Origin of the sequence: Rhodocyclus tenuis, assembly GCF_014197755.1 — a bacterium.
GTDB lineage: Bacteria > Pseudomonadota > Gammaproteobacteria > Burkholderiales > Rhodocyclaceae > Rhodocyclus > Rhodocyclus tenuis.
The window spans coordinates 462,594-476,199 of sequence record NZ_JACIGE010000002.1 but is presented as its reverse complement, the minus strand read 5'-3'; the positions used below and the strand labels follow the sequence as shown (position 1 = coordinate 476,199).

Here is a 13,606-nt window from a genome sequence, read left to right as displayed (position 1 = left end):
TTTTCATATAAATAGGTTTCTGGCTGAGTTGTGAATGGCAATCGTCTATCCGGTTCAGGTGGTGCTCGACCCCCGAGCTATGACAGCGCTCATCCCGCGGGCGATGGCCGCGATGAGGAAGAGCGCTTCTACCTCCCTTAGCGAGCGAGGGCGACGCCCCGGCGACGAAACTGAATCGAACTTGCGGTCCATTGGTGGCATTGTTTTCCAAGCCAGATGTGCGCGACAAACACGTTGTGCCAGACCTCTTGATTTTGCGCAAAGGCAATATTTTCGAGGGGATTGCCCGCATTCTCTTTGCTGCCCTTGATTAGGGCGCCTGTTTTCGCTCGGCGCTCACGACGAGCAAGACGCCAGTCAGGAAAAAGAAGATCTGCAGCATGTGGTCCTGGTTAACGCTGTCAATCAACATGCGTCCAGTGAAGCCTGTACCCAGGAAAACGAGTACGAGTCCGGCGAGGCGGCGCTCCCTGCCGAAGAACTCTTTCCATCCATGCCATATCAGGCTGGCCATAAAGGCGATCCATAGAAGTAAACCTGGTAATCCGACCGCGGAGCCGAGGTCTACGAAGCCACTATGGGAGTGGCCGCGGTAATGAGGATAGTGTTCCCTCAGTGCGTGACCAAAGGCGTTACGTCCGTATCCAACTCCGGCGGGGTGTTCAGCGATCACGCGCAAACCTGCCCGAATCCAGGAAATGCGATTGTAGGCAGACTCATCTGCGGGTTGTCCATTGGCAAGAAGCGGGCGCGGTAGTGAGGTTCTGTGCCACTCTTCGTGGTTGTCGATATCCCAAGCCAGTTGTGCGGTTTCGCCGAAAACCTTCCAGCGAGCGTCGGCTTGATAGCTGGCCCAAGAGAAAGCACCTATCAATGCGAGCACTCCGATGCCGATGGCAGCCGTGCGCTGCGGTCCGATCCGCGGGTACTGGTCATAGAGGTACAGGAAAAGTGCCGACAGTGAGAGGAAAATCAGGCCGATGGTGCCATTGCGGGCTCCCGCGAGGTACATGGCGAAAAGCGCTACGGACAGACAAACGAGATTGACCGTGAGCGGCACCGGCAAGAGCCGGCCGCGGCCCGTGCTTCTCCCGAGCAAGTCGACCGTCAGAAAAGCAAGCAGAATATTGAGGATAAAACTCATCTCAAGTTTTCCACCGGTCAGGGGGACGAGTCCGCGTAACAGTGCGCCTGTTGTCAGCCAGTGCAGTAGCGACTGTGCGACAGCGATCAAAGCCTGAAGGGAAAAAACGAAAACGATGCCCAGCATCAGTGTCGCGGCGTTTATGAAGCGGGTGGAGCTGGTACCGGATATGCCTTTCGCCAATAGAACTCCGGCTATCAACGCAGCCAGCGCCGGCAACCATTGTCCCTTGAGTTCACCGAGCGCCCAGCTTGTTTCAGGAGAAATGAAAATCGCCTGCATGACAAACCATATGCTCAGGATTCCCAGCAAGCCCAGAGGGATCCGAATGATCTTGATGTCCGACCAACGCAACTTTCCTATTTCGTTCGCCAGAAGAGCAAGCGTGCTGGCAATGAGAAAGTAGCGTAGCGCTATCGTCCCCTTTATTGACCAAACGAATAGAAGGCTCAATGCCGAGAGCAGAGCGAGTGTGAGCCGCATTTTCAGGAGGTCATCGAATCAATAGTTGGCGAACGCTTGGCCCGATGTCGGAGAGAACAGTTGAATCACTCGCATCTGACGTTCAGGTTCTTATATTTCTTGACCGTCTTGTTTGCGCGGGGAGTCTATTGGCAAGCCATTTTGGATTGCCCACGCCTTTAGGTATTTCAGAAAGGTGTATAGCGCGGCATAGGTTGCCGTAATAATCCCGAGAGCACCATCCTTGTATCCACCCTTACGAAAGTACCATTTAAGGAACGCGAATATTGGACTGATGGCTGCCCGCAGCAGGCTGGGGGAGATCGTTTTGTGGCGGACAAGTCGCGAGGTGTAGCCATTGACCTTGTCGAAAACCTCGTTCAGCGAGAAGAAGGTATCGTGCACGACGTGGCCCGGTATCGTCTCGGTCGTGGTGAAGCCAGTTGGTTTGTCATCGACCGGCTGATCGTTGAAACGGGCGGAGATACGATTGAACAGGCGCACCGGATTGTCGGGGGACGATACCGGGTAGATGGCCCGCACTTCACGCCCCAATACGTACCAATGGCGGGTGATCCGGTACGCTTGCCCGACGTCGTCGAGCCGCTTTTTCAGCTCATTGATGCGCTCGACCGTGGCCGGGTCAAGAAATTCGTCACTATCGAGACAGAGAACCCAGTCATTGCTTGCCAGCTCGATGGCAAAGTTCATTTGCCTTGAGTGGGTGTCGTAGGGTCGGTAGACCGGGGCGAGGCCCTGTGTCGAAAGATATTCCAGGGTGCCGTCGGTACTCCCGGAGTCGACAACGATCAACTCATCGGCGACCTCACGTGCGGGCTGCAAGCATCGTTCCAGCGTTCGCAAGGAGTTGAAGGTCAGGATGCAGACAGAAATCTTGGGCATGGGTGGGCGAAAAGGTTGGTGGGTTGCTTCCCGATGGCTACAACTAGCCTGCTCGACTGACGGCGGGGCGGCCGTGAAGCAGGCCTGACCATCGGAGAGCGCTTTGCTTGTAGAAGACTTGTCGCTCGCCGATTGGCACGTATCAGCCACCCACAAATCGCGCCGGTATTTTAACCCGCGGACCGAGGGAGCCCCCACGCGAAGACAAATGTCCGAAAGCAAGATTAGGGGTGGCGTCTATCGAACTGAAAATCGATATCATCAGGTCCGTTTGTCAAGGAGGCTATGTGGCTTCGCAGTTGATTAATCGATCTACCGCCGCTTTTACGCGAGTCAGCGGAATCGCCTGCATACAGGCTCCCGGGGTGAGACACTCCGACGGAGAGCGTCCACAGCGTCGTACCCACGTGAGTTCGCGGCGGAAAAGAAGTTTCTGATCGCGGCAGGGGAAGGGTTCCTCCGCGAGGGCGATGTAAATCGCGTCACGCCAGAATGTGCCTTTGCCATAGATGTCGATGGAACCGGGGCCGAAGAGCGCGATGGTCGGAACGCCGACGACCTTGCCCAGATGTGCTACTCCCGTGTCCGGGCATATCAGTAGCTTTGCGCTGACAAGAAGGGTCCAGAGTTGCGCCAAGCTTAGCGAGCCGCAATGGCGGGGATGCTGGTTTAGCGGATCAATTTCGTCGACCAGAGCAGTTTCTCCAGGGCCGACGCTCCACACCGGTGTGACGCCGAGTTCCACAAGATGCGCAGCCAAGGCACGCCAACGTTCCGCGGGCCACAGTTTCAGTGGCGTCGAAGCGCCGACGTGCAGCACGGCATACGGGCCGCCGGGAACGTGCGGTGGCTTGGCTGCCGGAGCCGGCCAGTCACCGGGTCGGAATGCCTGCGGTGCCGCGCCATCGATGAGTCCTGCCGCCATGTCCGCCCAGGTCGCCGGAACCGTCGAATGGGGATGCGATTCATCAACCATCCAGTTTTTCCAGGCTGGCCGATCGCCTTCGAAACCGACTATCCATTTCGCGCCGGATGCGCGGGCCAGCCAGGCATAGCGGTTGTCGCCGAGGACGAAAGCGATATCGAACGGGCCCTTGGCGAGAATCTGCCGCAAGGAAGAAAACGAGCGCAGGTCGTGTGGCTGAGCCACAAATCCATAGGGCCGCCCCGAAAAGAGCGTCGCTACGGCCGGGCGGCAGAGGATGACGCGCTCCGCATCAGGATAGCGCTGGGCCAGTTTTGCCAGCAGCGGTGCCAGGAGAATCGTGTCGCCAAGCAGGAGATGATGAGCAACAAGTATTTTCCTTACCGGACGCGACGCAGTTGGCCTGCGCCTGCGCAGGCTATTCGTCACGGCAAGGCCGATCGTCAGCAGCCGAGAGATCAAACGGCTCATGCGCGGCGGCGATCCGCTTCAATAAAACGACGCTTGCTCTGGCGTGCTGATTCAGCTGGGTGCGGAAGAACTGTCGCCGATTTCTTCGTGCAGGGGTTCAATTGCCCTCCGCGAATTGCAGGTGATGGAGTTGGAAGTAGGCACCTTTTCTGTCGAGCAACTCGCCGTGCGTTCCCGCCTCGATCACCTGCCCCCGTTTCAGGACAATGATGCGATCCGCGCTTTCGATCGTCGATAGTCGATGGGCGATCACGATTGTCGTGCGACCCTGCATCAGGGTTTCCAGTGCAGCCTGCACGTGGCGTTCCGACTCGGTATCGAGTGCGGAAGTCGCTTCGTCAAGGATGAGGATGGGGGCGTCCTTGAGAATTGCGCGGGCAATGGCCAGCCGCTGGCGCTGGCCGCCAGACAGTTTGACGCCTTTTTCTCCGATCTGCGTGTTCAAGCCTTCCGGCAGCATTTCGATGAACTCAAGCGCATGCGCAGCCAGGGCGGCCGAACGGATTTCCTCGATGCTGGCGCCCTGTTTGCTGCCGTAGGCGATGTTTGCAGCGATCGTGTCGTTGAACAGGACGACGTCCTGGCTGACCAGCGCGATGTTGTCGCGCAGGCTGTCAAGGCGGATGTCGGCGATCGCATGGCCGTCAATGCGTATCGAGCCAGTGTCGATGCTGTAAAAGCGCGGCAGCAGATTGGCGATGGTCGTCTTGCCACTGCCCGATTGCCCGACCAGCGCCACGCTCTCTCCGGGCTCGACCGAAAAACTCAGTTGGTCAAGCGCCCGTCGTTCTGCGCCAGGATACGTGAACGAAACTTCGGAGAACTCGACCCGCCCCCTGGCGCGGCCAAGCGTGACCGTTCCATTGTCGGGCTCGGGTTTTTCGTCCAGTACCGAGAAAACGCTTTCTGCGGCGGCCAGTCCCTTCTGAATCGGGGCGTTGACATCGGTAAGTCGCTTCACCGGTGCTAGCAGCATCAGCATCGCCGTAATGAAGGAAACGAATCCCCCGACTGTTGTCTGGTCGTTCCCAACCTGCCGCAGTGCGATCGCCATGATCGTTGCCAGCGCGATCGCCGCAAAAAACTGGACGATCGGACCTTGTGCCCCGGCAGCAATTGCGACGCGCATGTTCAGCCGGCGCTGCTCCTGGACCGAGCGCCGGAAACGATCGCACTCGTACTGCTGACCACCAAAAATCTTGACGACCTTATGGCCTTCGATCGCTTCCTGAAGTACCTGGGTAATCGTTCCCTGCGAGGCCTGAATGCCGCGCGATACACGTCGCAAACGGCCGCTGAAACCCTTCACGGCAACGGCGATGAACGGCACCATCGCAAACGCGACCAAAGTCAGTTGCCAGTTGAGATAGAGCAGCCAGCAGAGCAGGCCGATCACCGAAAGGCTGTCCTTGACCAGGGTGGTCAGTGCTCCGGTCGCCGCGTTGGCGACGCCATTGACATCGTAGGCGACGCGTGACATCAAGCGTCCCGAGACGTGATCACCATAATAGCCGACGGGAAGCTGGACGATTCTTGCGATCATCTCCTGCCGCAGTTCGGCGATGACGTTGTTTGACACCCATGCCATCGCGTAGTCGCCGCAGAAGCCGAGTGCCGCGCGTGCGATGAAAACGCCGACGATGGCGGCAGGGTAGAGCAGCCAGTCCCAACTCTCCTTCGCCGTCGTGAAGCCGTTGTCGAGCATGTTCTTCATCAGTGCCGGGAAGACTGGCTCGACGATTGAGGATAGACCCATGCAGACGAGGGCGACAACGAAAGCCACCCAGTACGGGCGGACATAGCTCAACAAGCGTAGATAGAGCTGCTTGCTGTTCAGTTCGGTAGGCGATCTAGGCTTCATTGAGCGGCGGATTATACGCTTGCCCTTGCCGGGCTAATTTTTGCGGCAGGCATGGGTAGTGCCCGACAGCGGGTACATGGGGTCATGGGCAAGACAGTGTCCGATATAGCGCCAGCAGCTGTTGCGCCATCGCGCCGAGCGAAAGCTGCTCGACCGCTGCGCGCGCCGCTCGGCGCCTGCTTGTGCTGCCGGCGCCGAGCGCCTCCATCGCCGCGGCGAGCGCGCCGATGTCAGCGGCGTGGACAATTTCGCCGCTCGCGCCGGCCTCTATCAATTCCGCCGCTCCGCACGCCGTCGACGTGATCACCGGCAGGCCACAGGCCAGCGCCTCCAGCGCCGCGTTCGGGCAGGGGTCGTAGAGCGTCGGCAGGACGAAGACGTCGGCCGCACCGTACCAGGGCTTCACATCCTGCAGCGGGCCGGTAAACAGGGTGCGTTCGCCGATGCCGAGCTTGCAGGCGAGTGTGCGCATCGCGGCAAGCTTGCGGTCGGCGCCGACGATAACGAGGCGGGCGCGGCGATCGCGCAGGCGGGCAAAAGCGGCGAGCAGCTGTGGCACGCCCTTGCGCTCAAAACCGCTGCCGACGAAGAGGAATAGCGGTACGTCGGCGTCGATGTCGTTGGCTGCGCGCATTCCTTGCCGGTGTTCTGCCGCCAGACGGGGATGGAAGGTGTCGAGGTCGACGCCGTTGTAGATGACGTGCAGCTTGTCTGCGGCAACGCCGTAGTAGTGGACGATTTCGTCGCGAATCAGCCGCGAATTGCAGATCACCGCGCGCAGATCCGGGTGCGCGAACATCGCGCGTTCGGCGTCGAGCACGTAGCGATGGTAGGGGCTGAGCGACAGTCCGAGGCGGCCGAGCGGGCCGCGCACGCGGCGCAGCCGGTCGAGCCAGGCGGCATGGACGCCGTCGCCGGCGCGGAAAATCATGCAGCCGGGGATGCGTTCGTGCGCCTGCGTGATATCGAAGTCACCGTTCTCCATGGCCGTCTGCACGCATTGCGCAAAGCCGCGGTCGCGGGCGACGCGGCCGCTGCCGGCAGGGTCGCAGATCAGCGTGCGGAAGCCTTCGCGCAATTCGGCGCCTTCCCAGCTGCGCGTGATCAGCGTCACCTCGGCGCCTTCCTGCGCCAGTGCGCCGAGCGCGCGCTCGACAAAACGCTCGGCGCCGCCGAAGGGGTTGTAGCGCTGGCGGATGACAGCGATCTTCATGCGGCGCTGGCGCCCTGCGGTGCGGCTGGCAGAACGTCGTCGATGGCACGCATCACCTGCTCGACCGACAGCGTTGTCAGACAATCGCTCACCTTGCCACCGCCGCAGCCGTCAATGCCGCAGGGCCGGCACGGGTGGCGGTCGCTGACGATGACGCGGTGGTGGCGCGGCGTGGGGGCTTCAGCGTCCGCTGCCGGCGCCTGCCACGGTCCCCATTCGCGGTCGCCGGACGGGCCGAACAGTGCAACACAGGGCGTTCCCATCGCCGCGGCGATATGCATCGGCGCCGAGTCGACGCCGACGAAGAGCCGGGCGCGAGCCGCAAGCGCGGCGAGTTCCTTGAGCGACAGCTGGCCGGCGAGGCTGATCGCCGGCTGCGTCAGACGCGACTGGATGGCGTCGATCATCGCCTGCTCGGCGGCGTCGGGCGCTGCGCTGAGCACAACGCGATGGCCGGCAGCGTGCAGCCGGTTGATCAGCGCCGCCATCTTGTCTACCGGCCAGCACTTGAAATGCCAGCGCGACGCCGGATGCACATGGACGAAATTCCCGTCAGCCAGCCCTTGCGCCGCGAGCAGCGTTCTGACGCGCGCTTCAGCGCCGCCGCCCGGCATCAGCGTGACGACGCGCTCGGCCGGCGCTGGGTAGAGCCCGATGCGGCGCAGTGCGTCGAGGTTGCGTTCGACCGTGTGGCGCAGCGCGTTCTTCGGTGCGCCGGTGAAATGCGTAAACGCCGATTGCCATAAGTGGCCTCGCCCGCGCATCTCTGGAGCGACGGCCCAGCGCGCACCGCATAGCCGGGCTATCCACGCTGCCCGCGGATGATCGGTGAGGTGGATGACGAGATCGTAGTGCCGGCCGCGCAGTGTCTGCAGCAGAGCCCATTCGGCGCGCGCCTGCGCCAGCGGGCCGAGCTTCTTCCAGTGGCGGTCGATGGTGTGCACCGTCTCGATCGCCGGGTGCAGCGTCAGCATTGCGGCGGTGTCGGCATAGACCAGCGCGTCGATGTCGATGTGCGGTGCGTGCGCCTTGAGCACGGAGAAAACGGGTGCGCTGAGCAGCACGTCGCCGTGGTGACGTAGTTTGATGACCAGCGCGCGGCGGACTTCGCCGAGCGGAACGGGATCCTTGACCATGGCCGCGATTTTAGCCGTTCAGCGTGTGCAGCACGGCTTTTCGGGCGCTGACGCCGGCTCCTGCGCCGCCATGCGTCGCATCGGCGACGAAATCGACGCGCGTCAGCGTGCCGAAATCGAGTTTCAGCGTGCTCCACGCGGCCAGCGGCAGTCCGAGCCATTGGCCGAGCAGCACGCGCATCACGCCGGCGTGGCTGACGATGGCGAGATCGCCCGTCTTGGCAGTGGCTGAGTCGCCAGCGGCGGATGGCACGCCGAATCCGGCGGCACAGGCCAGCACGCGGGCGCGCAGCGCCGCCACCGATTCTCCCGGCTGGTGATCGCCATCCGCTCCCGTGCCGGCGGGCGGGACGAAGTGTTCGAGGTCGGCGGCCCAGGCGTCGATCAGTGCCGCGTCGATGTCGTTCCAGCGGCGGCCTTCCCAGTCGCCGAAACTCTTTTCCAGCAGACGTTCGTCGTAGCGCGCCGTCACGCCGAGCGCCGCGGCGACGCCGTCGGCCAGCGGCCGGCAGCGCCGCGCCGGGCTGGCGACGATGCGCAGCGCGCTGCCGCTGGCAGCATCACCGACGTCGCAGCCGCCTCCGTCTTCACTTCCAGCTCCACCTTGCGCGGCGAGCAATCCGGCCAGCCGCCTTGCCGCCGCCTGCGTCTCCGCGGCGTCGGCCTCGACGTCGAGCCGTCCGTAACAGACTCCCGGCTCGATCAGCGGCCGCGCGTGGCGGATCAGGAAAACACGCACAGCAAGCCGCCGTAGAACGCCACTTCCGAGAGCTGCTGCACGGCGCCGAGGCAGTCGCCGGTGTAGCCGCCGAGTTGGCGCCGGTACAGGCGCGCCAGCCACAGCGTCGCCAGCAGCGCGAGAACGATGCCGCAGGCCACCGGCAGCGGTGGCAGGAAAACCAGTGCGGGCAGAACGAACAGCGCGCCGACGACCATCTCGCCGGGCGACAGCTTGCTCGCCACGGCTTTCGCCTTGCCTTCCTCGCGCGCGTAGTCGAGCGTCGCCATCAGCGTCGTCGCGCAGAAGCGCGAGATCGCGTGGCCGGCGATCAGCGCCGCCGGAATCAGCGCGGCGCCGAGTTCGAGCAGCGCGCAGAACTTGAAGATCAGGATCAGCACCAGCGCCGTCGCGCCGAAGCTGCCGATGCGCGAATCGCGCATGATGGCGAGGATCTTGTCCTTGCTCCAGCCGCCGCCGAAGCCGTCGACGGTGTCGCTCCAGCCGTCCTCGTGGATCGCACCGGTGAGGTAGATCGTCGCCGCCATCGAGGCGAGCACGCACAGCGTCAGCGGCCAGAAGAGATGCGTCAGCGCAAAAACGGCGGCGCCGATGCCGCCGACGAGCAGGCCGATTGCCGAAAAGTAGCGCGCCGAGCGCGCCAGCGCCGGCGCGTTGTGGCCAACCCAGGCCGGCGCCGGCAGGCGTGTGAAGAAGTAGAGCGCGGCGAAGAAATAGCCGGCCTCGCGCTTGAGCGCGCCGACCGGCGGTACGGCAGCGTCTACCGGACTGGCGGGTGCTGCGTCGCCGGGTGCCGGGCTGCCGTCTTCGCGTGCGCCTTCGCTCACCCGCGCGGTTCCTTGTCGCTGACGCCGGCCGACTCGAAGCTCGCCATCTCGTTGAGGAAGGCGGCGGCCGACTGCACCAGCGGCCACGCCAGCGCGGCGCCGGTACCTTCGCCGAGGCGCAGGCCGAGGTCGATCAGCGGTTCGGCGGCAAGCGACTTCAGCTGCGCCTGCGCGCCGGGCTCGGCCGAGTGGTGACAGAACACGCAGTAGTCGCGCACTTCCGGCGCCAGACGCACGGCGACGAGCAGCGCCGCGGTGACGATGAAACCGTCAATGAGCAGCAGGCCGCCGCGTTGCGCGGCGCCGATCATCGCGCCGGCGATCATCGCGATCTCGAAACCGCCGAATTCGGCGAGCACGGTCAGTGCGTCGGCGTCGGCCGGCAGCGCGGCGCGTGCCGCCGCACGTTGCAGCAGCGCACGCTTGTGTTCAAGGCCGCGGTCGTCAAGACCGGCGCCACGCCCGATGCAGTCGATCAGCGGCGTACGGGTCAGCTGGCTGGTGATCAGCGCCGAAGCGGCGGTGTTGCCGATGCCCATTTCGCCGAAGGCGAAGACGCGCGCGCCGCTGTCGGCGACGCGCTGCGCGATCTCGATGCCCTTGGCCAGCGCGGCGTCGCGCTCGGCGGCGCTCATCGCTGGTTCTTCAAGATAGTTGCGCGTACCGGTCGGGCTGATCTTGGCGTCGATCAGGTTGTCGCGCGGGCCGAATTCGTGCGCCACGCCGGCGTCGATGACGTGCAGGCGGATCTTGTTCTGCCGCGCGAAGACGTTGATCGCCGCGCCGCCGGCGAGGTAGTTCTCGACCATCTGCCAGGTGACGTCCTGCGGGAAGGGCGAAACGCCGGCCTTGGCGGCGCCGTGGTCGGCGGCGAAGACGAGCATCTGCGCTTCGCCGAGCTGGGGCGACAGCGTGTTCTGGATGCGGCCGACCTGCAGCGCCAGCTTTTCGAGCAGGCCGAGCGCGCCGAGCGGCTTGGTCTTGCGGTCGATCTTGTGTTGCAGGGCGGCGACGAGCGCGTCGTCAACGCGCGGAACTGAGAAATTCATGAGTGACCTTGGCAGAACGGAAAAAGGGCGGGCGGCGGCTGCGCACCGCATCTGCGACCGCCGGATGCGGCCGTGCCGGAAGCGTCGCGCGCGCCTGCCGGGCGGGCCGGCGAAGGCGCGATTATACGCGGCGGCCTGCATGCTAAGCTTTGCGCCATGAAAGAGCTGATCATCGGCGGCGCCCGCTCGGGCAAGAGCCGCCTCGCCGAGCGGCGGGCCCTCGAATGCGGCCTGCCGGTGACCTACATCGCCACCGCGCGTGCCAGCGACGACGAAATGGCGCGGCGCATCGCCATCCACCAGGAACGCCGGCCGGCCGGCTGGGGGCTGGTCGAAGCGCCGCTCGATCTGGCGACAACGCTGCGCCGCCACGCGGCACCGGAAACTTGTCTGCTGGTCGACTGCCTGACGCTGTGGCTGGCCAACGAACTGTTCGCCAGCGACGCGGCGGCGCAGGCCGACGCCGGCGAGCCGGTCGTCTGCCCGCGCTTCTTTGGCGCCATTGACGCGCTGATCGAGGTGTTGCCGACGCTGCCCGGACGCATCGTCATCGTCTCCAACGAGGTCGGCTGGGGAATCGTGCCGATGGCCGCCGTGTCGCGCGTTTTTGCCGACGAGCAGGGCCGTCTCAACCAGCGCGTCGCCACCGCCTGCGAGCGCGTCACGCTGGTCGCGGCGGGCTTGCCGCTGAGTCTGAAAGAGCCGTAACCGGCGCCGAAAACCGCAGCCGATCACTGGAGGAGTCGCCATGTACCAGCGCATCATCGTAGCCATCGACGAAGGTTTCATGACCACGCGCGTGCTCAGCGCTGCCGTCGATCTGGCGCAGAAATACGGCGCCCGTCTGCTCATCTGCCACGCCATAGACGAAACCATCTTCGCCCACCGCGAGGTCGAAATGATGTTGCCGAACAGCGTCGGCAAGGCCGAGTACCGCTTGCGTCTCGGCGCGCAGGGCTTTCTCGTCGAGGCCGCCGCGCAGGCGCGTGCCGCCGGTATCGAGGCCGAGGTGAAAGTCGTCGAGTCGGAGCGCAAGAGCGTCCCCGATCTGATCGCCGAGGCGGCCGGCGAATGGCAGGCCGACCTGATCGTCGTTGGCACGCACGGCCGGCGCGGCGTCGAGCGCTTCTTCGTCGGCAGCGTTGCCGAAAAGCTGGTGCGCAAGACCGATGTCTCGCTGCTGCTGGTGCGCGGCGAGTAGTTGCGCTGCCGTGCCACTACCGGCGTGATGTCTAAAAAAGCAATATAAACAACATATTATTGTTTTTCGTTGCGGCGCTCGCGCGCGGCAGTGAAATCAGCCAGCGCCGCCGTCAGCTTCGGCCAGACGAAGGCGGCGTCGACCGCTTGCGCCAGCCGGTCGAGATCCTGTTCGCGCCGCGCCGCGGCGTCGAAGCGCGTCGTCGTCGGCGCCGCGCCGGCCCATTCGAGCAGCGCCGCCAGCGCTTCCGCCTCGTCGAACAGCCCGTGGCAGTAGGTGCCGAGAATGCGGCCGTCGGCGGATATCGCACCGTCGGGGCGGCTTACAGGGGCAGCGTTTTTTGCGGCCGCATCAACGGTACTTTCGTCCGCGTCGGGCGCATCACACTCCAGCCACACTGCCGGGCGCGCCAGCGCGGTGCCGCTTGTTGCGCCGTGGTGAATTTCGTAGCCGGACAGCGCCGGGTTGCCGGCGAGCGCCAGCCGGCCGCGTACGCGGCGCAGCGTCTTCTCCGGCGCCAGCGTCGTGCGCAGATCGAGCCAGCCGAGTCCGGCAACGCTGTCTGGCGCACCTTCGAGGCCGAACGGGTCGTCGAGTTGCGTGCCGAGCATCTGCAGGCCGCCGCAGATGCCGATCAGGCGCCCGCCGTAGCGCAGGTGGCGCGCGATCGCCGCTTCCCAGCCGCGTTCGCGCAGCCAGGCGAGGTCGGCCTGCACAGATTTCGATCCGGGCAGGATGATCAGGTCGCAGGCGCCGCCAGCTTCGCTGTCGGGAAGCGGCTCCTGCGGGCCGACGAAGCGGAAATCGACGTCCGGGTGAAAGCGCAGCGGGTCGAAATCGGTGTGGTTCGAGATGCGCGGCAGCGCCGGCACGGCGACACGCAGGCGGCGCTTTCCGCTGCCGGTGGTCGGCGCGCGCGGCAGCGCGTCCTCGGCGTCGAGGTAGAGGTCCATCAGGTAGGGCAGCACGGCCAGCACCGGCTTGCCGGTGCGTTGTTCGAGCCAGTCGAGCCCCGACTGCAGCAGGCCGATGTCGCCACGGAAGCGGTTGATGACGAAGCCGACGACGCGCGCGCGTTCGCTCTCCGAGAGCAGTTCGAGCGTGCCGACGAGATGCGCGAAAACGCCGCCGCGGTCGATGTCGGCGATCAGGATCACCGGGCAGTCGACGACTTCGGCGAAGCCCATGTTGGCGATGTCGCGGTCGCGCAGGTTGATCTCGGCGGGGCTGCCGGCGCCTTCGACGACGAGCGTCTGGTACTGCGCCTGCAGCCGTCGCCAGGATTCGAGCACGGCGCCAAGCGCGCGCGGCTTGTAGGCGTGGTAATCGCGTGCATCGAGGTCGGTCAGCGCGCGGCCATGCACGATCACCTGCGCGCGCCGGTCGCTTGATGGTTTGAGCAGCACCGGGTTGAAGTCGCTGTGCGGCGCCACACCGGCGGCCTGCGCCTGCAGTGCTTGCGCGCGGCCGATCTCGCCGCCATCGACCGTCACCGCCGAGTTGAGCGCCATGTTCTGCGGCTTGAACGGCGCGACGCGCACGCCCTCGCGATGCAGGATGCGGCACAGCGCGGCGACCAGCGTGCTCTTGCCGGCGTCGGAGGTGCAGCCCTGCACCATCAGGTCGGTGAAAGGCGGAACGCGGGTGGGAATGCGATCCCGAGCGGGAGTGGCAG

The 13,606-nt window shown here is 64.5% G+C and carries 12 protein-coding genes; 2 read left to right on the top strand and 10 right to left on the bottom strand.

What is annotated here, in order from left to right; translation table 11 throughout:
- Nucleotides 1–310 precede the first annotated feature (310 nt).
- The 9 genes from GGD90_RS04925 to cobT form a co-directional block, all read right to left on the bottom strand.
- Complete coding sequence (locus GGD90_RS04925; RefSeq protein ID WP_153114683.1) at nt 311–1,627, bottom strand: O-antigen ligase family protein; 1,317 nt, start codon at nt 1,625–1,627, stop codon at nt 311–313.
- Nucleotides 1,628–1,717: 90 nt separating this feature from the next.
- Nucleotides 1,718–2,509, bottom strand: coding sequence for a glycosyltransferase family 2 protein (locus GGD90_RS04920; protein ID WP_153114682.1), 792 nt, complete (start codon nt 2,507–2,509; stop codon nt 1,718–1,720).
- Between the two features lie 283 nt (nt 2,510–2,792).
- Nucleotides 2,793–3,905 (bottom strand): glycosyltransferase family 9 protein, encoded by a 1,113-nt coding sequence (locus GGD90_RS04915; RefSeq protein ID WP_153114681.1) that lies wholly within the window; start codon nt 3,903–3,905, stop codon nt 2,793–2,795.
- 97 nt (nt 3,906–4,002) lie between these two features.
- Entirely contained in the window at nt 4,003–5,766 is a 1,764-nt protein-coding gene (gene msbA / locus GGD90_RS04910) for a lipid A export permease/ATP-binding protein MsbA (protein WP_153114680.1), read from the bottom strand.
- Between the two features lie 82 nt (nt 5,767–5,848).
- The gene (locus GGD90_RS04905; protein WP_153114679.1) at nt 5,849–6,979 is read right to left on the bottom strand and encodes a glycosyltransferase family 4 protein; all 1,131 of its coding nucleotides are present in this window, start codon (nt 6,977–6,979) and stop codon (nt 5,849–5,851) included.
- Entirely contained in the window at nt 6,976–8,115 is a 1,140-nt protein-coding gene (gene rfaQ / locus GGD90_RS04900; RefSeq protein WP_153114678.1) for a putative lipopolysaccharide heptosyltransferase III, read from the bottom strand. The genes GGD90_RS04905 and rfaQ overlap by 4 nt, the downstream gene beginning before the upstream one ends.
- A 10-nt stretch (nt 8,116–8,125) precedes the next feature.
- Entirely contained in the window at nt 8,126–8,854 is a 729-nt protein-coding gene (locus GGD90_RS04895) for a histidine phosphatase family protein (protein ID WP_153114677.1), read from the bottom strand.
- Complete coding sequence (locus tag GGD90_RS04890) at nt 8,839–9,681, bottom strand: adenosylcobinamide-GDP ribazoletransferase (RefSeq protein WP_153114676.1); 843 nt, start codon at nt 9,679–9,681, stop codon at nt 8,839–8,841. Before GGD90_RS04890 ends, GGD90_RS04895 begins: the two co-directional genes overlap by 16 nt.
- The gene (gene cobT / locus GGD90_RS04885) at nt 9,678–10,730 is read right to left on the bottom strand and encodes a nicotinate-nucleotide--dimethylbenzimidazole phosphoribosyltransferase (RefSeq protein WP_153114675.1); all 1,053 of its coding nucleotides are present in this window, start codon (nt 10,728–10,730) and stop codon (nt 9,678–9,680) included. The genes GGD90_RS04890 and cobT overlap by 4 nt, the downstream gene beginning before the upstream one ends.
- Nucleotides 10,731–10,886: 156 nt before the next feature.
- Here cobT and cobU point away from each other — a divergent pair, with 156 nt between their 5' ends.
- Together cobU and GGD90_RS04875 are read left to right on the top strand one after the other, a co-directional pair.
- Nucleotides 10,887–11,438 (top strand): bifunctional adenosylcobinamide kinase/adenosylcobinamide-phosphate guanylyltransferase, encoded by a 552-nt coding sequence (gene cobU / locus GGD90_RS04880; RefSeq protein ID WP_153114674.1) that lies wholly within the window; start codon nt 10,887–10,889, stop codon nt 11,436–11,438.
- Nucleotides 11,439–11,478: 40 nt separating this feature from the next.
- On the top strand, nt 11,479–11,931 hold the full coding sequence (locus tag GGD90_RS04875) for a universal stress protein (protein WP_153114673.1): 453 nt from the start codon (nt 11,479–11,481) through the stop codon (nt 11,929–11,931).
- Nucleotides 11,932–11,987: 56 nt separating this feature from the next.
- On the opposite strand, the gene GGD90_RS04870 is transcribed toward GGD90_RS04875, so the two are convergent.
- A complete protein-coding gene (locus GGD90_RS04870; protein ID WP_221227666.1) occupies nt 11,988–13,550 on the bottom strand; it encodes a cobyric acid synthase in 1,563 nt (520 codons plus the stop codon).
- Nucleotides 13,551–13,606: the final 56 nt, after the last annotated feature.

Excerpts from the sequence above, each read along its gene's own strand:
- GGD90_RS04905 (WP_153114679.1), bottom strand. The coding sequence starts at position 6,979 with ATGAAGATCGCTGTCATCCGCCAGCGCTACAACCCCTTCGGCGGCGCC.
- GGD90_RS04920 (WP_153114682.1), bottom strand. The coding sequence starts at position 2,509 with ATGCCCAAGATTTCTGTCTGCATCCTGACCTTCAACTCCTTGCGAACG.
- GGD90_RS04915 (WP_153114681.1), bottom strand. The coding sequence starts at position 3,905 with ATGAGCCGTTTGATCTCTCGGCTGCTGACGATCGGCCTTGCCGTGACG.
- cobU (WP_153114674.1), top strand. The coding sequence starts at position 10,887 with ATGAAAGAGCTGATCATCGGCGGCGCCCGCTCGGGCAAGAGCCGCCTC.
- cobT (WP_153114675.1), bottom strand. The coding sequence starts at position 10,730 with ATGAATTTCTCAGTTCCGCGCGTTGACGACGCGCTCGTCGCCGCCCTG.
- rfaQ (WP_153114678.1), bottom strand. The coding sequence starts at position 8,115 with ATGGTCAAGGATCCCGTTCCGCTCGGCGAAGTCCGCCGCGCGCTGGTC.
- GGD90_RS04925 (WP_153114683.1), bottom strand. The coding sequence starts at position 1,627 with ATGCGGCTCACACTCGCTCTGCTCTCGGCATTGAGCCTTCTATTCGTT.
- GGD90_RS04870 (WP_221227666.1), bottom strand. The coding sequence starts at position 13,550 with ATGGTGCAGGGCTGCACCTCCGACGCCGGCAAGAGCACGCTGGTCGCC.
- GGD90_RS04875 (WP_153114673.1), top strand. The coding sequence starts at position 11,479 with ATGTACCAGCGCATCATCGTAGCCATCGACGAAGGTTTCATGACCACG.
- msbA (WP_153114680.1), bottom strand. The coding sequence starts at position 5,766 with ATGAAGCCTAGATCGCCTACCGAACTGAACAGCAAGCAGCTCTATCTA.